The organism is Marininema halotolerans, assembly GCF_900116235.1.
In the GTDB taxonomy this organism is placed as follows: Bacteria; Bacillota; Bacilli; order Thermoactinomycetales; family DSM-45169; genus Marininema; species Marininema halotolerans.
Genome location: NZ_FPAA01000019.1, coordinates 20,324 through 39,797, shown reverse-complemented (window position 1 = coordinate 39,797; position 19,474 = coordinate 20,324). Strand labels below are relative to the sequence as shown.

General features: G+C 43.2%; 21 protein-coding genes. 20 read left to right on the top strand and 1 reads right to left on the bottom strand.

Annotation, left to right across the window (positions count from 1 at the left end):
• From CHX35_RS16790 to CHX35_RS16765, 6 genes are all read left to right on the top strand, one after another.
• Positions 1-675, top strand: a 675-nt coding sequence (locus tag CHX35_RS16790; protein ID WP_140413654.1) for an HNH endonuclease, incomplete at its 5' end; no start/stop codon positions are given.
• Between the two features lie 15 nt (positions 676-690).
• Positions 691-1,119, top strand: coding sequence for an SMI1/KNR4 family protein (locus CHX35_RS16785; protein WP_176392161.1), 429 nt, complete (start codon positions 691-693; stop codon positions 1,117-1,119).
• A 170-nt stretch (positions 1,120-1,289) separates the two neighbouring features.
• The gene (locus tag CHX35_RS16780; protein ID WP_091839823.1) at positions 1,290-1,772 is read left to right on the top strand and encodes a hypothetical protein; all 483 of its coding nucleotides are present in this window, start codon (positions 1,290-1,292) and stop codon (positions 1,770-1,772) included.
• Positions 1,773-1,812: 40 nt separating this feature from the next.
• Positions 1,813-2,268, top strand: a complete 456-nt coding sequence (locus tag CHX35_RS16775; RefSeq protein WP_091839820.1) for a hypothetical protein — start codon at positions 1,813-1,815, stop codon at positions 2,266-2,268.
• A gap of 106 nt (positions 2,269-2,374) precedes the next feature.
• Complete coding sequence (locus CHX35_RS16770; RefSeq protein WP_091839818.1) at positions 2,375-2,584, top strand: S4 domain-containing protein; 210 nt, start codon at positions 2,375-2,377, stop codon at positions 2,582-2,584.
• Between the two features lie 199 nt (positions 2,585-2,783).
• Complete coding sequence (locus tag CHX35_RS16765) at positions 2,784-3,104, top strand: HNH endonuclease (protein ID WP_091839815.1); 321 nt, start codon at positions 2,784-2,786, stop codon at positions 3,102-3,104.
• Positions 3,105-3,165: 61 nt separating this feature from the next.
• On the opposite strand, the gene CHX35_RS16760 is transcribed toward CHX35_RS16765, so the two are convergent.
• The gene (locus CHX35_RS16760) at positions 3,166-4,116 is read right to left on the bottom strand and encodes a hypothetical protein (protein ID WP_091839813.1); all 951 of its coding nucleotides are present in this window, start codon (positions 4,114-4,116) and stop codon (positions 3,166-3,168) included.
• Between the two features lie 183 nt (positions 4,117-4,299).
• Between CHX35_RS16760 and CHX35_RS16755 the strand changes: the two genes are divergently transcribed.
• The 14 genes from CHX35_RS16755 to CHX35_RS16695 all read left to right on the top strand — a co-directional run bounded on the left by CHX35_RS16755 (position 4,300) and on the right by CHX35_RS16695 (position 19,470).
• Positions 4,300-4,659: a P27 family phage terminase small subunit gene (locus tag CHX35_RS16755; protein ID WP_091839809.1), complete on the top strand. Its 360-nt coding sequence runs from the start codon at positions 4,300-4,302 to the stop codon at positions 4,657-4,659.
• Positions 4,640-6,328 carry a terminase large subunit gene (locus tag CHX35_RS16750; RefSeq protein ID WP_091839806.1) on the top strand — a complete coding sequence of 563 codons (1,689 nt, stop codon included), beginning with the start codon at positions 4,640-4,642 and terminating at the stop codon, positions 6,326-6,328. Before CHX35_RS16755 ends, CHX35_RS16750 begins: the two co-directional genes overlap by 20 nt.
• A gap of 12 nt (positions 6,329-6,340) precedes the next feature.
• The gene (locus CHX35_RS16745; RefSeq protein WP_091839803.1) at positions 6,341-7,573 is read left to right on the top strand and encodes a phage portal protein; all 1,233 of its coding nucleotides are present in this window, start codon (positions 6,341-6,343) and stop codon (positions 7,571-7,573) included.
• Positions 7,539-8,189, top strand: a complete 651-nt coding sequence (locus CHX35_RS16740) for an HK97 family phage prohead protease (RefSeq protein ID WP_091839800.1) — start codon at positions 7,539-7,541, stop codon at positions 8,187-8,189. The genes CHX35_RS16745 and CHX35_RS16740 overlap by 35 nt, the downstream gene beginning before the upstream one ends.
• A gap of 1 nt (position 8,190) precedes the next feature.
• On the top strand, positions 8,191-9,357 hold the full coding sequence (locus tag CHX35_RS16735) for a phage major capsid protein (RefSeq protein WP_091839797.1): 1,167 nt from the start codon (positions 8,191-8,193) through the stop codon (positions 9,355-9,357).
• 13 nt (positions 9,358-9,370) lie between these two features.
• Positions 9,371-9,622 (top strand): head-tail connector protein, encoded by a 252-nt coding sequence (locus CHX35_RS16730; protein ID WP_091839794.1) that lies wholly within the window; start codon positions 9,371-9,373, stop codon positions 9,620-9,622.
• An 11-nt stretch (positions 9,623-9,633) separates the two neighbouring features.
• On the top strand, positions 9,634-9,795 hold the full coding sequence (locus CHX35_RS17710; RefSeq protein WP_176392160.1) for a hypothetical protein: 162 nt from the start codon (positions 9,634-9,636) through the stop codon (positions 9,793-9,795).
• A complete protein-coding gene (locus CHX35_RS16725) occupies positions 9,795-10,124 on the top strand; it encodes a phage head closure protein (protein ID WP_091839792.1) in 330 nt (109 codons plus the stop codon). Before CHX35_RS17710 ends, CHX35_RS16725 begins: the two co-directional genes overlap by 1 nt.
• Complete coding sequence (locus CHX35_RS16720) at positions 10,117-10,506, top strand: HK97-gp10 family putative phage morphogenesis protein (protein WP_091839789.1); 390 nt, start codon at positions 10,117-10,119, stop codon at positions 10,504-10,506. Before CHX35_RS16725 ends, CHX35_RS16720 begins: the two co-directional genes overlap by 8 nt.
• Positions 10,503-10,868, top strand: coding sequence for a tail completion protein gp17 (gp17, locus tag CHX35_RS16715; protein WP_091839786.1), 366 nt, complete (start codon positions 10,503-10,505; stop codon positions 10,866-10,868). The genes CHX35_RS16720 and gp17 overlap by 4 nt, the downstream gene beginning before the upstream one ends.
• A gap of 15 nt (positions 10,869-10,883) precedes the next feature.
• A complete protein-coding gene (locus CHX35_RS16710; RefSeq protein ID WP_091839783.1) occupies positions 10,884-11,465 on the top strand; it encodes a major tail protein in 582 nt (193 codons plus the stop codon).
• 48 nt (positions 11,466-11,513) lie between these two features.
• The gene (gene gpG, locus CHX35_RS16705; protein WP_091839779.1) at positions 11,514-11,885 is read left to right on the top strand and encodes a phage tail assembly chaperone G; all 372 of its coding nucleotides are present in this window, start codon (positions 11,514-11,516) and stop codon (positions 11,883-11,885) included.
• Between the two features lie 182 nt (positions 11,886-12,067).
• Positions 12,068-16,543, top strand: a complete 4,476-nt coding sequence (locus CHX35_RS16700) for a phage tail tape measure protein (RefSeq protein ID WP_140413653.1) — start codon at positions 12,068-12,070, stop codon at positions 16,541-16,543.
• Between the two features lie 14 nt (positions 16,544-16,557).
• The gene (locus tag CHX35_RS16695; RefSeq protein WP_091839775.1) at positions 16,558-19,470 is read left to right on the top strand and encodes a phage tail family protein; all 2,913 of its coding nucleotides are present in this window, start codon (positions 16,558-16,560) and stop codon (positions 19,468-19,470) included.
• The last annotated feature ends 4 nt before the right edge of the window (positions 19,471-19,474 follow it).

Sequence of the window (19,474 nt, the reverse complement as noted above, 5' to 3'; positions counted from 1 at the left end):
ACAATAGGTGGAGGAGCCGTAGTTGATAAAGCTGTTCCGTCGATGGCTCAGGGGATGAAGCAGTTTGGTATCAATGTTAATATGGGGTCAGATGGCACTCTTGCCATGCCGTTCTTTAATAAAGCGGAGGATCAAGTTAGTAAAGCGGCTGGCAAGGGTAGCGGTACTGCAAGCAAGTTGTCTCGTGAAGAATTGCAAAGTGCTGTTGAGGACTACACTCTAAAGATTGAGAAGGGTGTAGAAAAGGGAGAACCTGTCCGATATGTTACTTATGCAGATGGGACAAAAAATAAAGTTGTAAATGGTAAATATGCTGACAGAGTAAACCCGCTTTCGAACGTCCGGTACGATGATAATGGATTCCCTGTGTTTGATGAATGGAGTAAGTTCGAATATACATTGGATAAACCAAAGTACCTTGAATCAGATACAGTTCAGTTTAAGGAAGCTACAAATGCCTTAAAAGAGGAAATAGAAAAGAATCCAGCCATGAAGGAACATTTTACACCAAAACAGTTAGCAGATATTAATAAAGGAAAGAAGAAAATTAAGGGGCTAACATGGCATCATCATCAAGATTCAGGACGACTACAATTGGTTCCAACTGAAGTTCACCAACCTACATCGCATACAGGAGGAAGAGCGATATGGGGAGGCGGAGAAGAATACAGATAGATTGGTGGGATGAAAATGAAGAGTATAAATTGGGAAGATCCTGATGAGCCAATTAATGATAACGATATTTTAGAAGTAGAAAAGTTGCTGGGCTTTTCTTTTCCTTTGGACTATGTAGAGATAGCAAAGCAGTATCATGGTGCGACAATTGAACCTTCAAGGTTCAATTATGGTGAAGAAGGATTCAGGGGATATATTGATAGTATGTTAAGTTTTGATTCAGAGGAGTATGAAAGTATCCAGAGGTTATCTCTAGAATTTCTTAAGAATAGAGATATGCCTGATAAAGTAGTACCATTTGGAATGGATGCTGCTGGAAACTTAATCTGTTTTGATTATAGTAAAAATTCCCGAAATCCTTGTGTGGTTTACTGGCTTCATGAGGAAAATAGACTAGCTTATATTTGTAATACCTTTACTGATCTTATTAACAAATTGAATTAATAAAATTAACTATTAAATGTAACTATGCACCTTTTCTTTGAGGTGCTTTTTCTATTGACGTGACCAATGTTTACGACGTAGTTATGAAGATGAATACTATGAAATAATTACTTCATACTACAGGAGAAATAGTTATTAGAGAGAATTTAAAAGTTAGGGAGGGGATTAAAATGAATAAAATAGTTGTTTTATATCCCGCGCTCATATCGGCGACGGTATTAGTATTGATTTTTATAATTTTTAATTTTTTTATTGAACCCCGTAAACAAAAAATGCAATATAAAAAAGATCAGATTACTAATCTGTATGCTGAGTTGTATTCAGTTTTAATTCTACGTCTAAGCATAGCTAAAAATGTTGGATTTAAAAAATTGCAATTAGGGTCTAATTCAGATCTGCAGTTATCTACTCGACAAGAAATGGATAAGATTTTAATTTCTCAAATGGGCTATGCCTCTTTGGAGTTAGTTATTGCTTGGGTTGATTATTCCTCCTCCGCCGTATCCTTAAGCAATTTTAAACAAGAAACTATTGATACTTTTGTAAAGACAATAGTAAAAGATTACAATTGCCTAAGAAAGGAATTGGGATTGGATTATGTAAAAGAGGAATTAGAAACTGGTATCCCGGATATTTACAAGGAGATAAGATGAATCCCAAAAGAGTCATAAAATAATATCGGAGTGATTTCATGTGAGTATATCAAATTGGATTGCTGTTTGTAGCGCTTTATCTTCTATTATTTTTAGTTTCTTGTTTTGGAGGGTTCAGGTTCAAAATAAGAAAATTTTACAAGACAACCACGAAAGGGATCAAAGAGAAAGAGAAGAACTTAAAAATGAGAAGAGAAGGCGCTTTTTTAGATTAATGCATAGTATTCAGGTTGTTATGATAAAAGAGAGTACTAGTAGTAGTAATGGTGATTCTTTAAGAATATTAAAAGAATCATTAGATTACCCGTCATATGAGTCGGTAACATTTTTAGATGAAGAAGAGATTAATTTCCTAGAACAAGTTCGGGAAATGGTGGATGATATTCTATCTAGCGGGATAAATAGTGATAAAATGTTTAAATTGGCAAAATTAATAGATCGATTTGATAAAAATAAACTTGAGGGAAAGATTTTTTCTTCAAGGAACATATATTAACAATTTTGACCAAGTACCCTCGGGGTGCTTTTTTCTATGCTGAAAACGCGAGCAGCGGCATGGCGACTGGAGCGGAAGTATCCAGATCGGTGGGGCCGCAATTAATATGGAGGTGGCGAGGATGGACAACGAAGCGATACAGATCACCTCTCTTATTGGCAAATGGGGGCTAGCGCCTTCCAATGGCGAGGCTCGTCGCATGGTATATCAAGGGGCTGTTCGCATAAACGGAGTGAGGGTAACTGATGTTCAAGAGATGGTGCCGATGGTAAGTGGAACGGTTGTTAAAGTCGGTCGAAGGATGGAAGTAATCTAATCTGGATTGCAATTAATATGGAGGTGGCGAGGATGATGAAGGTATTGGAGAAGGTATTAGAAGTAGCACCTTTACTATTGCCAGTGGCTTCAATATCTTGTGGTGTGATGTTTATTTATGAATGCGTGACGGACAGCTTGACACTTGAGACTGTAGGTACGTTGATATATGTTCAGTTGGGTTACTTGATGTGTAAGAAGTGAAGAAGAAAGCTGATCCCTTCTATAAGTCCACCGCTTGGAAGAAGTGTCGAGAAACTATCCTGACTAGAGACCATTACCTGTGTCAGCCTTGCTTACGAAGAGGCAAGCTGACGACAGCGAACACAGCACACCATATCAAGCCGTTAGCGAAAGCACCTGACCTTGCGCTTGATGAGGATAACTTAGAATCAATATGCCCAACGTGTCACAATCAAGAGCACCCGGAGAGAGCGAAGCGGAAGAAGGATGAGAAGAAGAAGGAGAAGAGACGAGCGAGAGTGATCAAGATCGAAGGGAATCGAGTAGATATTCTATAATGTAAAACGAATAGCGTGAAGAAACACTTCTTCACGCTATTCGTTTTACTAATCATACTACTCATTTTAAATACTTTTTAGGGAGTTGGTTTTTTCTTACCTTTAACTTACCAACATGTTTAGTGTATATTTTCAACTGTTTTTTCGTATCGATATCTACTAATTGAAACGATGGGGTTATTCTCTTGTTTATTAGATTAACTGGAGCTACTATAAACGAATCTTTATAACTACCTAATATCACGAAAAGGTTTTTCTCTTTTTCATCTTTTAATTGTATAAAACGGTAATAATTTTTATCTTGAGAATCTCTATATCCCATATTTGAAATAAAAGAACCTATGAGAAAGATGATTATCGTGATTTTTATGCCTTTTCGCATATAAAAAGGATAACGTTGAATCAATATAACTCTAATGAATCTTTGATACCGACGCATAAAATATAAGTATTTAATCATTATGAAATAAACTAAGGGCCTATACTTGATCAATTTTTTGTAACTTGGTTGATTATTAGGAGGTTTATTTAATAATTTTTCGCTTTCGAATTGTTTTACAACTAGGCTCCAATACCTATGAAAACGTATTTTTTTTCTGAAAAATATAAGAGGGATTAATGGAATGAACAAATCCATTATTGAATATAACATTAAAAATATACCTGACCATAACGCTACGGTATTACTAGTTGAATCTATTATAATAACACGACATACTAATAAAATTATAAAACATTTATTTAACCATGTAGAAATTGGGTCCTTTTCCTTAATAAACGATCCGGTGCCAAAAATTATGATGAGAAATAACAAAATAATACTAACCATAATTCCGTTATTAAATATAAGTGATATATCTGTAGGGGTATATTCAAGCGGTATCTGATAATAACTTAGCTTTCCCCGCTCATAAAAAAATGTTAAAAAATAACTTATTGGAATAATGAAAATTGAATAGAAACTTTCGTTTTTAACAAACTCATTAATGTTGATAGAATTTCTTTGTTTCAAGTGATAATCCTCCTTGTATTATATTTAAGTAATATAACATATTTTTTGATGGAGGTAGTGGTTATTAAAGTTTTTTTAAGCAGTACCCCCCTACCCTTAAAAATCTGAGTGAGTGGGGCTGGGGACCGGCATGGGCCCGTCGTTTTCTGCGCAAAACAATTTTCCATGTGAGGGGGGGTATAAATGGACAGGTACAAGCCCAAATCCATTATAAAGCGCAAAGCCGCCAAAGACATGTTTCAAATCTTGGTTCAAGAATTGCAAAAGTGCGACGCATTAAACGATCGGACAATTATGCTCGTTGACAATATGGTACTTTTGGAACAGATCAAGCAGGGTCTGCTCGATGATCTTAAGGAACGAGGGATCGTAGAGCTATTTATAAATGGGTCACAGGAGATGTATCGCGATAATAAATCTGCCGATAAGGTTTTGAAAGTAGTTGAGCAGCAGAGGAAGCTTCAAGCTGAGCTTAGATTGTCTCCGGCTTCCGACAAGCAGATCTCGGAGGCGGTGACAATGGATGAGTTCGAGGAGTTCTGAGCTGAAAACTACCGAATATGCACATGATGTCCTAGTTGGGCGAGTCATCGCTTCACAAAAGGTAGAGATGGCTTGTCAGCGACATATCAATGATCTTAAACGAGCCGGCTCCGATGATTTTCCATGGGTTTTCTCACCGGAGAAAGGTTTTCGAGCAGTTGATTTTATCCAGAGGTTTTGCAAACCTTCGCAAGGGGATTTTGACCGACTAGAGTTAGAACCTTGGCAACATTTCATCATTGGCTCACTCCATGGATGGGTGCATAAAGACACAGGACTTCGCCGCTTCAAAGAGGGGCTTATTTTTGTTGGGCGGAAAAATGGTAAATCGACCATGGTTTCCGGCTTGTCCCTCTATGGAAGCTCAAAAGACGGAGAGAACGGAGCTAGGGTGTATCTCCTCGCGAATAGTATGAAACAGGCCAGAGTGGTCTTTGATGAGTGTAAAAACATGGTCAAGAAATCTCCTATTCTGCAAAGCCATTTCCAGACTGTTCTTCATGAAATCCGGTATGATCAGACATTTTCTCGAATAGAGCCCCAGGCCTCCGATAGCGAGAAACTGGACGGGCTCAACTGTCACCTGGGGATCTTTGACGAGATCCACGAATACAAAGACTACAAAATGATTAATGTCATCAAAAACAGTACTGGGGCGAGGAAACAACCCCTTATTCTCTATATCACCACTGCAGGGTATCAACTCGACGGACCGCTAATGGATTACTACGAAAAATCGGAGGATGTGCTTACAGGAGCGATTCAAGATGAACGGTCATTCTACTATATGGCAGAGATCGACCCTGAGGATGACATGGAAAACCCTAAGAACTGGGTGAAAGCGAATCCGAATATGGGGGTTACACTTGACCTTCAAACCCTAATCGAAGAGTGGAACTCACGAAAGCATGTTCCGGGGGAACGATCCGATTTCATCACAAAAAGGCTCAACGTTTTCTGCCAGACGAGTGAGCAATCATTTATTGACTATGAAATAGTCAAACGGAATGCAGATACTATCGATTTAGAGCAGCTACAAGGGAAGGAATGCATAGGAGGGTTTGATTTATCGAATACTGAGGACTTTACCTCAGCTTGCCTTGAGTTCCCGTTAGGGGAGGGGCGTGTATTTGTGTTGTCGCATACGTTTGTTCCTAAACGTAAAGCGGATTTAGATAGTGAAAAGATTCCTTATTGGGAGTGGAAGCAAGAAGGGCTTTTGACTATTTGTGATGGAGATTATGTGGACTATCAGCTTGTCCTGGACTGGTTTATTGAAAAGGCGAAGTTATATAATATCAAGCACATCACCTATGATCCAGCGAATGCTTATCGATTGGTTGAGGATTTGAAAAGCCATGGGTTTGCTACTGAGGTGGTGAGGCAGGGTGCAAAGACATTGAATGCTCCTATGAAAGACGTAAAGGAGCTTCTTCTTGATGGAAAAGTGGTGTTTAACCAGAGTAAATTGTTCAGATGGTACTTAAATAACGTCAAACTAGTCGTGGATCGTAACGGAAATTGGCTACCTACAAAACAGTCTCGATATCGCAAAATAGATGGGTTTGCTGCTTGGTTAAATGCCCATGTAAAAGTCATGGAAATGATGGTACGGATAAAACCCACAGGGAATATAGAATTTTTCTCTATTAATGATCTGATGAAGTAAGGAGGTGATGTCTTGGGAATTTGGGGAAGGATTCGAGGGATATTCTCATCTGAGAAAAGGAGCTACTCAGGACAAGGGTATGATTTTACTCGTTGGTTTGAGCCGAGGAATATTTTTGTGAGAGAAGCCGCAGACTCACTGGCTTCTAACGAGACAATATTCGCAGCTATTAACCGGCTCTCTAATGCCATGGGTAGTTTGCCAGTGAAGCTCTATAAAGATTTTGATCCTGTGTACTCCAAGATCTCCGATCTGGTGTCTAATTCGCCTAATTCGAATCTAACCAGCTTTGATTTTATTCGGACTCTGGAGGTGCAAAGGAATACGTATGGAAATGCTTATGCCATGAAAGATTATGGTACGAATTTTCAAGTAGAGGCCCTTCATTTAATCGATCCATCTTGTGTAACACCAGTGCTTGAGGAAAAAACCAAAGTGCTATGGTATGAAATTGAGGGAGATAAGGGCCGTTACTATGTGCATAACATGGACATGATTCACTTAAAACACATTCATTCGCAAGGCTTTAAGGGGATCAAGCCTGTAGATGTTTTGAGGCGAACCTTGGAGTTTGATGCTGAGGTACGAACATTCACTATGGATCAGATGGACGGGGCAGTGAAAGCCTCTTTTCTGTTGAAGATGGAATCAAACTTTTCGAGGGATAAAAAGAAAGAAATTCTCGATGGATTCAAGAGTTTCTATAGGGAAAATGGAGGGGTTTTACTACAGGAAAGTGGGACTGAAATTAGTCCCATTGAGCGTAAATTTCTCGATACTAAAGTTTTTGAGGTTGAAAATATTACCCGATCCCGAGTGGCTGCAGTGTTTAACCTCCCGCTTTTTATGCTGGGCGGACTGAGGGAGTCCACGACTACCAATAGAGAGCAAGAGTCCCTTGAGTTTGTACAGGGGACGTTAATGCCGATAGTCAGGCAATATGAACAGGAGTTTAATCGAAAACTCCTGACAGATCGGGAGCGTTCACGGGGACTTGGATTCAAGTTCAACATGAACGCTCTTTTACGAGCAGACACACGCACCCGTGGTGAGTTCTATTTTAAAAACATTCGTTCTGGCGTATTTACCCCGAATGAAGTCCGAGCATGGGAGGAGCTTCCCCCACTTCCGGGGGGCGAAAAGCTCTATATGAGCCGAGATCTATCGCCCATTAACGATCCTACCAGAGGAAAGGAGGTGATGACACAGGATGTCCCAACCGACAATGGAGAGGTCAAAGGGTGAGGTACGAACACTTCCTATTCTGGAATTAAATACACGAACCGCTGAAGGGAGCAAAAAACCCAAAATCTCAGGACGCGCAGCAGTCTACGATGAATTTACTGAGATTCAAGATTATTGGGGGGATACCTTTCATGAACGCATCCAAAAAGGAGCAATATCCGAGTCCATCTCAAAAGGACATGACATATTTGCCCTCCGTAACCACAATTGGAGCGATGTCCTCGGGAGAACCGGGGCGAACTTGACCCTATCCGACAAGGAGGAGGGTCTTTATTTTGAGCTGGCTCCGAACGATTCTACCCTTGGGCGAGATACCATGGAGGATATTCGTTCGGGGCTAATCAAAGGGTGTTCCATTGGGTTTCGCATCGAGGACGAGGAATGGGAGGAGCGAGACGGTGCATTTTTTAGGACAATCACGGAGATAGAGCTTTTAGAGGTTACATTGACCCCTATTCCAGCCTACACCTCAACCACTGCTGAGGTACGAAGTTTAACTCCAGACTTAGTTCAAAGCAAAATAAAACAAGGAAGTATGGAAGACGAAGAGAGACAAGCGATTTTGGCAGAAGCTAACCGGATTCAAAAGCACATAAATACCAAAGGGGGATATTAGAATGGCGACAATTTATCAAATGAAGCAAAATCTTGGGGAGCTAGGAGCAGAATTGACCCACTACGGGGATGAAATTCGGAGCAAAGCAGGCGACCCGAATTTCAAGATTGAGGAGCTGCGAGAGCTTAAAAATAAACAAGCTGAGACGGAAGAACGCTACAATATGTTGAAATCTGAGATTGAGAAGAAGGAGAGCGAGGAACGAGACCGAATTGAATCCCAGCAGAAACGTGAAAATCCACTATCGGGGGCAGAAAATAAAGAGCAACGAACGGTAGAAGCGAAGGCGGATCTTATCCGTTCCGCTATTCTAAGCAAAGATATGAACCAAGAAACTAGAAACCTATTGGGGGCACTTCCGGCTCCACATGCTTCTGGTGGGGATAAATTCCTACCCACGACACTGTCCAATGAGCTGATTCATGAGCCGTTCGTGGACAATCCACTACGAGGGAACATTCGGATTAGTAATGTCACTGGGCTTGAAGTTCCTAGAATTTCATTTACCATTGATGATGACAATTTTATCGGTGATGAAGAAACAGCGAAAGAGATTAAAGTTAATGGGGATAAGGTATCCTTTGGTCGGAATAAATTCAAAGTCAAAGTGACTATTTCGGATACAGTACTTCACGGATCTCCTCTTCAATTGGTTAGCTATGTTGAAAATAGCCTGAGATCTGGTTTAGCAGCGAAAGAGAAAAAAGTATCATTTGCCTCCTCTCCAATTAAGGGGGAAGAATTAATGTCGTTTTATTCAACAGAAAACGGCATTAAAGAGGTTGAAGGGGAGTCGCTTTATGAGGCTATTGTTCAATCTGCGGCAGATCTCCATGAGGATTTCCGACAGAACGCAAAAATCGTAATGCGTTATTCGGATTACACCTCGATTCTGAAGTACTTAGCAAACTCAAGTTCGACGTTTTACGGCGTTCCTCCTGAAACTATTCTAGGGTACCCTGTTATTTACTGCGACTACGCAACTACCCCAATTGTTGGCGACTTTAACTATGCACAGCTCAACTATGATGGGGCGTTGGTATATGATAGTGACAAAAATGTGGATAAGGGAGAGTACCTCTTTGTCCTCACAGGATGGTTAGACCAGAAAATCTTGCTTAAATCGGCATTCCGCCGAGCGAAAGTAATAGTACCGCCTACGAAATAAGGAGGGATAGCTAATGCTTTCCCTGGATTTGCTTAAAAACTATCTACGCATTGACGGGACTGAGGATGATGAGCTCCTCAGTCTTTTAATTTCCAGTGCCAAAGAGTATTTCAAGAACGCAGGGGTGCCGGAGACAGATTCGGATCTCTATACACTAGGGATCATGAGATATTGCACTTTGCATTACGAAAATCGTGATCCGACGTTGAAGATGGATGAGATCAATGCCGCTTTGCAGAGCATCATCCTTCAACTTAAAGAATAGGAGGTTGTCTGATGAAAAAGTATAAAGTAACTTCTGCCTTCATTGACCGCCATACTCGAGTCGAGTATGCGGTGGGCGATGTGTATGAAGCTGGCCCCAAACGAGCCGAAGAGTTACAGGGGTTTTTGGGTAGTGAGGTTCCTGAGAAGAAACCACAGAAGAAGGCGAAATAATGGATCTGGCAGCGAAGCTAAACCGACGAGTAAAACTAATGAAATTTGAGAAGCTTGTGGATGGCAGTGGGAACCCAGTCGAAGATTGGGTTCTTTTTATGGAGGTATGGGCTGGGGTAGAACCGATTCGGGGGCGTGAGTATTTTGCCGCCGCCGCCGTCCAGTCTGAAACCATGATTCGAGTAAGAATCCGATATCGGTCTGGAGTAAATGCAGGATTTCGAGTTCATTATGATGATCGGGTTCTTGATGTTGTCGGGGTGATTGACCCTTACGACAAACATCAAGAGTTGGAGTTGATGTGCAAGGAAGTGGTCGAAAATGGGTAGTAGCGGTATAGAAGTAACGGGCATCGGTGAGGTGATTAGAAGGCTCGAGGTTCTTGGGGATCGGGCAAAAGCAGTTGAATCGAATGCGGTTTTGGCTGGGGCTAAGGTTCTGAAAGAAACTATGTCCGGAAACGCTCCGGGTCCATCACAGAAACAGCGTGTTCATCTACAGGACAACATCCAAGTAGGGAGGGTACGGACCAGAGGGGGGATGAAGGTTGTATTGGTAGGCCCCGGTCCCGGTGCTTTTTACGCGCAGTTTCTCGAGTTTGGTACATCTAAAATGAGCCCACGGCCATTCATTGGGCGGAGTGCGGATGAGGCGAATGGAGAAGTAGTCTCAGAGATGGCCGCTACTCTAAGACGGGGACTGGGGCTATGATCGATATTCAAAAATCGATCTACCAAGCCCTCTCATCTAGTGCGCTTCTCTCCACTTACGTTCAGTCAAATGCGATTACGTATATGGTTCGAACAGCAAATACTTTTCCGGCAATAACCTTCTACATCTTAGACCAGACTGACATGAACTATTGCGACGACTCTGCTACCGATGAAAATGCCTCTGTCCAAGTTTCAGCTTGGTTTAAATCAAGTTTTATTGCACGACAAGCCATCGCTTATGAAGTAAATCGCATTATGGAAGGTTTGGGTTATGTCCGAACCTATTTCACGGATCAGATTGAGGATGATACCTTGATCCATCAACGAATCATGCGCTTCCGTGCGATTTTACCTAAATAAAAAGGAGATGGGAAAATGGCAACAAGTACATCAGCTGTAGTGGGGTTGAAGGATCTCTACGTAGCAGTTTTAAGTAAGGACGATGATACTGGGGCGACTTATGAAACCCCATTTAAAATTGCGCCAGCTGTTTCTGCAAAGGTTTCGCCGAAAGTTGAAACTACGACAGATTATGGCGACGATGGTCCAGTTGAAACAAGTACCTCTTTGGGAGAGGTAGAAGTAGAAATTGAAACGAACTCTCTTCCCCTAGAAATTCAAGCGCAATTGTTAGGTCACAAATATGAGAATGGCCTTTTAACAAAGGCCGCTGGGGATACAGCTCCATACGTGGCATTCGGATTCAGATCGACTAAAAGCGATGGATCGGAGCTATTTATCTGGTTATACAAAGGTCGGTTTGAACCAATAGAGAACGAATTTAAAACAAAGGGGGACAAAGTTGAGTTTCAACACCCTAAGATGTCAGGTAAGTTTGTAAAACGTAGCTTTGATGATAAATGGCAGGTAGTTGGAGACTCCTCGGATACTAACTTTAAACTCGGGAGCACATGGTTTAAGCAAGTAATCGAAGAAAGTACCGTTCCAAAAGCTTAACGGAGAGGCCCATAAGGGTCTCTTACATATTTTAATGGAGGGATTTAAGTGCTAACGATTACATTGCGTATTAAAGGCGAGGAGCGTAAATTTTCGCAGGACTTTATTTCAGGGTATCTATTTCGCAAAGCATTGGAGCTGGATTCTAAGCGATCAAAGTATTTGAAAAAGGTTCTGGAGAATAGTGAAGCAGGAGAGGATGAGAGCGATCTCCATGAGGAACAAGATAAGCTATTGAGCCACTTATTCAATTTCATTTGTATCGTTTTCGATCAGGAGTTCACACCTGAGGAATACGAAGCAGGAACCGATGCGAGGAAGCTAATGGATCAGTCTTGGATGATTGTACATGGGATCATCAATCAGGTAACCGAGCCCCTTGAAGATGAGGGCGAGGACGATAAAAAAAAGACCCAATAGACCCGTTGGTGATGATCAAGGGCATCTACCTCAACCTCATGAAAGAAGGCTGGAAGATTCATGAGGTCGACGAGATGGACATGGTCTGGTATATGAGTCTGATTGCTCATACCCATAAGGACAATAACCAACCCCAGTATATCGACCAGTTGGGGATTTTTTAGTGGAAGGGGGGAACTCATATGGCGGATGAGGTCTTAGGTCGGATCTCAGCGGAGGTTACACTCGACCCTAGCAATGTCTCGCAGGGTGTAAAAGTAATCAACCGCAATATGCGTCTTTTGAAGTCTCAGTTTGATTCAGCTGGCGGTGGGGTTAAGGCTTTTGGAGCATCGCAAGAGCAACTTGGGATGAAGGCGAGATTTTTAGAGAGACAAATCGAGCAGCAGAAAGATAAGGTAAAACTCTTGTCGCAAGCCTATAAGCAATACGAGAATGAAGCTGGGGCAGGGGCTCGGCGAACGCAGGAAATGGGCATCCAAGCGAACAAAGCCCGAGCGCACCTAGGGCGATTAGAGCACCAGTTGAATGAAGTCAATCGCCAGATGGATTTCGGTCAATTGAACAACTCAATGGGCCAATTGGATCGAGAGATGAGGCTCATAGAAGCTCGTTTCAAGTTGGCCGGGGCTGGGGTCAAAGGATTTGAGCAATCTACTGAGGGGATGAGGGTTAAAGCCTCATCCTTGACCGACCAGATACGAGTACAGGAACGCCGGGTTCAGGAGTTGACCGCCGCTTATAACCGATCTGCTACTGCCATCGGACGAGAAGCAAGAGAAACGCAAGAGCTTCAAATCCGGATGAATCAAGCTCAAGCTGGTCTATTGGGTTATCGGAGCCAGCTATCTCGAGTCAATCGCGACCTAGAAAAACAAGGGTCAGCGGTTGGTAGACTGAGGAACCACTATGGCAGACTCAAGGGCCAAGCCCTTGATGCAAGTATGGGACTGGCTACGGGAGCTGCTGGAATGGCGGTGGCGATCGGATCGGCCGTAAAGAAAGCGGCTGATTTCGAGGAGCAACTGTCTAGCGTAAAAGCTGTCACAGGCGCTACTTCGGAAGAAATGGCCCAATTCAAAGCCCTGTCAATAGAGATGGGAGCGAAGACGAAATATAGTGCATCCGAGGCGGCTCAGGGGATCGAAGAACTGGCCAAAGCTGGACTGTCCACTTCTCAGATCCTGAACGGTGGCTTAAAAGGCGCATTAAACTTGGCGGCGGCAGGCGAACTGGAGTTAGGGGAAGCGGCGGAGATCGCATCCACTGCTTTGAACTCTTTTAAGAGTGAAAACCTATCTGTTTCCCAGGCCGCAGACATCTTAGCGGGGGCGGCAAATGCTTCTGCTACCGATATTCACGAAATGAAGGAAGGCTTGTCCCAAGTTGCAGCTGTCGCATCTGGCGCTGGCCTGTCCTTCAATGACACCAGTACTGCCCTCGCTGTGTTTGCTCAGAATGGTCTTAAAGGAAGCGATGCAGGTACATCGCTTAAAACCATGCTCCTGAATTTGACACCCAGCTCGAAACAAGCTGGCGAACAAATGAAACAGCTCGGGATCATCACAGAGGATAATAAGAACCTGTTTTATGATTCCGAGGGAGAGGTTAAATCCTTTGGTGAAATTTCCGAAGTCCTTAGCGAAAAACTGAAAAACCTCAGCAACGAGCAACGGTCACAAGCGCTTAAAACCATGTTCGGAACCGATGCAATTCGTGCAGCCAACATCGCTTATAAGGAAGGCTCGCAAGGCGTTGAAAAGATGAACGAAGCAATGGGCAAAACCACTGCGGCTAAAGTAGCCACGGAACGCATGGACAACCTCAAAGGGACACTTGAAGAACTGAACGGAGCCTTTGAGACTGCTCAGATCGAGATGGGTTCAGCTTTTCTACCAGTACTGCGGAACTTAGCTTCTGGCATTCAAGAGACCGCCCAGTGGTTCTCACAACTATCTCCATCTACTAAGGAAGCGATCGGGATTTTTACATTAGCGACCGCAGGGACACTTGCTCTTGGTGCGGCCATAACCGGGTTAATAGCAATCATGAACCCGGTTACAGCTTCAATCGCTGGCGTTTCTCTGGTGGTTGGCGGCTTGGCGGCTGTCAATCATAAAATGTCCGCCGACATGGAGAAAACTCAAGCGGATGCTCAGCGGTTTGGGGTCGGGGTCTCCCAGGGCACCATTAAAGCCGCCGAGGGGTATCTGGACTTACGAGACCAAGCGGCGATCAACCTTGCCAAGCTTCGGATTACATCCGGGGCTGAAGCGAAAAAGATCGTAGCAGAGACGACTCACATTTTTAACCAGATGGGGAATAAAATCGTCGCTGAACTCGAGAAGGGTCGGGCGGCAGTGCAGACAGCCGCTGCCAGCTTAATGGGCGAGCTTCCCAAAGAGCTTAATCCAAGAGTGGAACAGATCACAAATAACACCATCCGCCGAATCGATGCAGAAAAACGAGCAATGATCGAGGCGACTGATGTTATAAATGAAGGATTGACTAAATATCAAAATAATCTTGATAAGATGCCCAAGTCATTTGCAAAAGCCTTTCAAGAAGCATTAGATCACACTGATAAAGCTTCGCGAGTGTTTGTGAAAAACATGAGCGATATGCAAAGCTATATGAAAAACATCGAGGAAGATCGAGGTAAACTTTCCGAAGCGGCAGCAAAAAAATGGGTTGCTGATACGGAAAAGTCATATGATAAAGCTGTAAAGGCAGCTCATAAGTGGGCAGAACATCAAAAAAAGATTAGTAAAGATGAACTTAATGATGGAAAACGAACTCGTGAAGAATATGATGAGATGGTCAAATTCATTCAACTTGCTGAGGTCAAAAAAGTAGATGCGGCTAGAGAATCAAGAGCCAGAGTGTTAGAGGAAGTCCGTAAGAGTTTGAGTGAAGAAGCTAAGCTGTATGACTATAAGAATAATAAAGAGTATGATCCCTTTGAAAACTCATTCAAAGGGATGCCTACCGAAACAGCGGCACAACGGAAAGCTGCAACGGATGCTTATTTTAAGGCGCAGATTGATCAATATAAGGAAGGCCACAAAAAGCTTAAGAAGTTGAATCAGGAATTGACAGCCGAATACGGAAACATGGGCACTGATTCGATTAGTGCTCTTAATGATGCTCTAGCAGCCGGGGGCAAAAAGTCGCAAAGAATCGCAGAGACAATCGCAACCGACACCAAGGACGGAATGAAAATTGACCTTGGCCCCGAAGGTGAGGTTTCGATTAAAAAATTCACCGAGGGGTTGAAGTCTGGTCAGTTTTCATCTCGAGATGTCTCCATCGCTCATATGCAACAGTTAAGAAACATTTATGGGGATGGAGACTTTACAGCCGAGGGCATCAAAGCTATAGAGTCCTTTGCCAATGGACTCAAGGGGAAATCAACTAAGGAAATTGCCGACCAGATCGGGTTAGATCTAAAGTCCAAAATGGACATCGACCTAGGACCATACGGAAAAGTAAGTGCTGAATCTTTTGCACAAGGTCTTTCTGATGGTACTTATAGTTTTGATGCCATATATGACTATTTTCAACAACAGTTGAAAGCAGGCATGGAGGTTGATTTATCACCCGAGGGTAAGAAGAATATCGGCACACTCCGATTGGCGATGCAATCGGGAGCAATGGACCTTAGGAATACCGCGAAAATATTGGGGCTGAATCTCAAAAGTGGGGTCAAGGTTGACCTAGGACCGGAGGGGAAACAGTCGGTTCAGTCTTTGTTGACTGGTTTCGCAACAGGAAAAATCAATGCTAAGACTTTCGCTGAAGGTGTAGCGAAGCTCTTGAAAAAAGGGGCTCGTGCTGATCTAACCTCTGAAGGTAAGCATGCCGGGAATACATTGGGTCAGGGGTTGAATCAGAGCAAAGGAAAGGTAGGCAAAGAGGCAAGTGGAATAAAAAGTATAGTCGAGAATCGTCTTGGTGCTACTACTGATGGGTCAGGTGGAAAAACTGCAGGTAGTCTCTTGTATAAGGGTTTAGCGGGTAGATACCCAGGAATTAAATCGATTGCTGGTATAATCTCAAAAAGCACCCAAGGTACGCTTGGGAAAACCACGGACGGCGGTGGTGGGAAAAAGGCGAGCGGGCAATTTTCGAGTGGGGTGGCGGGCGGACGAGGATCAGCGGCAAGAGCGGCCTCGGGAGTTTCGTCTGCTGCTCGATCTAATTTAAATGTAAGTAATACTTATAGTCTCGGATCGAATGCAGCAGCAGGGTTAGCGTCTGGTATTCGAGGTGGACGGTGGGGGGTCATTCGAGCGGCGGCCAGCTTGGCTCATTCTGTATGGTCAACGATTAGCAACACCTTGGATATACACTCGCCTTCCCGTAAAACCATGCAACTGGGGATTTACACTGGACAAGGTTTCGAGGAGGGGCTAAGCCAAAGAGTCTCAAATGTCCAAAGGGTGAGCGAGAGGTTGTCCAGGGCGGCGGCTCCTGTAGTCGCTCTAGGGCAGGGATCATCAGAAAAACTCAGCATGTCCCGATCCACGTCCTCAGGTGGTTCCAACACCGTCACCAAAAACTACAACATTTCAATCCAAACAGACTTAAGCTCATCAATAAATATTGAAGAAGTTGTCACTCGGGCGATTCGGCGAATCGAGTTTCTAAATGGGTAGAAAGGAGGGCAAATATGATTTCTAGAAAGCTCCTGGGATTTGAAAACCTATTGTCTTACACGTCCATGGACAAAGATACTAACGGGGATGGGGTTGTGGACGGATGGGTAGCCATACCTGATGCGAAGGCAGAGACGGAGTATTTGTTAGATGATAGTGCACAAATAATTAATATTTTGTCTACTTCTGATATAGTGATTCCAGCAATTGAATCAACAGAGTTTATTCCAGTCTTAGAAAAGCAATCGTATACATTGTCTGTGTATCTAAAAAAGGATATTACTGATGGCATTCCAAGCCTTGTAATCCGTTGGTTTAGATCAGATAAAGTTGAAATAGGCGTGTTTTCTAGGCAAGTTACAGCCGATTTGGCATTTGATCGTGTATCAGCCACTAGTACCGCTCCTGCAGGAGCGGTTTTTTGTAAGGTTCAGATTGTCCTACAATGCCTTCCTGAGATGACTGGTACACTTTGGTGTAAAAGCGCCCAGTTTCAACAGGGAGCACAAACGACAGAGTATGAAGCCGTTGATTTTTTTTCAATCTTGAATCCAGCAGAAACATACTTAACCGGCTGGCAAAAAGGTACAAGTTCTAAGGTGGAGGGATTGTACAGTTTTGAAAGTCCTAAGGTTTCTCCATTGATGTCTACAAATGTCGGGTGTAAGATTCGATTTAACACACCCGCAAATTCGGATACTGTAACAGTTACAGTCTGGGTGGATGCGTCGCGCGTGACATCTGCTGATAAGTTATATATATGGGAAGGGTACGCTTTAAAAGCAACCATAATCGGAGGCAGTCCTGCAGGCTTTATTAGCTTCCCAGTTGCAAGAGGATATTGCGGGCTCATATTTCAACATCTCCGTAAGAGTTCCTCAAATGGTAACGGGATCTCTATTGACTCAATTACAATTTCATGGACTGAAGCGACACTAAATACGATCGCTTTACCACAATCTCAAGTTGTGAAGTATCTTGACTTCGAGGGTGAACCTGATAATTATTTTAAGGTTTTGAACAAGTCCCCAGGGTACACTTATGGATTTTCTCGCAAAGTTGAACAAAGATACTCGGGATTATTTTCATTTGGGGTAGAGGACTTAGACAATGACGGACCCGCAGGTATTGATGATGCAGGCGATCCCAGGACGATACCGGATAGTCAGAGCGCTGGTGCTTTAATTAGTTTTGAAGTTCCGTTAACTGCTATTTTGCCAAAGCTTAAATTTCATGTACTACACGATGCCCAAGATAAAGATATTGGAAAAGTATCTTTAAATGGAGAAGTAATTTGGCTTGGGACATCTGGCGAAGGATGGGAAGTTGTAGAAACTGAACTTGCTCCAGGGAGAGCTTATGAACTGCTAGTGGAGTATATCAAGGATTCTAATGAAGCAGAGAAAACAGACTCGATTTATATTGATGACATTATTGTCTATTACAATCTCCCTCAGAAGCCATTTTTGGTAATCGGAACGGCAGCAGAGACAGTTATAAGAACTGGACCTACAAAAACAGTGGAATATACCGAAGGGTTCTCAGGAGCGATTAATCCGTATTTCACTATGGTTAACCCTTCCAAGCTTCAGTCCGGGGGTGGTCCTTCACGGTACCCCGAGGCCGGTTGGGTTAGATCGTCATCAATTTTCTACAAGGACGGCTTTTCAATGAGAGCCAAATATGAGTCTGCCAAAACTGGCTATGACTTAGCGATGGATATAATCATTAGGGTGCCTAATGGGGTTAGTTCTGCCCGCTTTGAATGGTGGAACTACGTTGATTTAAAGCGGGCGAAAACACCAGCGAGAGGAGAGAAATACCCGAAGCTCTATGAAGAATATAGAATATGGGTGAACGGGTCGATCTGGAGGGAGTTTAATTATGCGTCCCCTAGTTTAACTTCCTCGCAGAATTTAAAGAGCCAAGGGTGGGCTTGTCCATGGGGTCGTTGGTGGAAAGAGGTAGTATCATTGACCCCAGGCAAGGTATATACCTTTAGCTTTGAGCTTCAAATGCCTAGTTCAAACTCGACTGGGTACGTAAAAGGCCAAAATCATTGCGCTATTGATGAGTTGAGAATGTCCTGGGTCGAGAAGCCAGGTGATATTGTTACCACTCCTCCGCAGCCGTTGATATATCTGGATGGGAGGGATGGAATGAGAGCCATTCAACCTGTAACCGGAATCGATGCGCCGCCGATCACATTTGATGAATATGAGGTTCATGGACAAAAGGGGTCTGTATATCAAAGCACAAAGGTAGAGCCTAGGAATGCTGAACTAGGGGTTAGAGTAGAGGCAAGCGATCGGCTTGCTTTGAGAGGGAAGATACAAGAGTTGACAAATCAACTCATAGGAAAGCCTCTAACATTGATCTATCAATTACCTGAGGGGGAACAACGCCAGCTTCTTTGCCGATACAGTCAAGGGTTTGAGGGTGAAGAATCAAGGGGTAACTACAATGGGCTGATGAAGCGATTATCCTTGATATTTCGAGCGTTCCAGCCGATGTGGTTGGGTGACTGGAAAAGTACTAGCGCGGGGATTTCAACTCCAAACAACCGTGCAGCAGTAACAGTTGAAAATATGGGGGTAAGCGAAGTATGGCCGCTGATTAAGATCTACGGTCCAGGTGCCACGCCTCAGGTTCGACTAACTGATTCCGGCGGAAAAGTTCTTGGTTCCTTCAGTTTAAACTACACCCTTTCCTCTGGGAGATATATTTTAGTTGACTCCCGCCCAGGTCAAAAACTAGTCCAACTTGATGACGGGACGTCTATTTATTCATCTCTAAGTAGCTCTAATAATGAGCTATTTTCTATACCTCAAGGTACCTATGGAGTTGATGTTACTTTTTCAAGTTCGACTGATAGTAATACTAAACTGACAGTTGATCTGCAACCCACGTATTGGGGAGGGTTCTAATTCT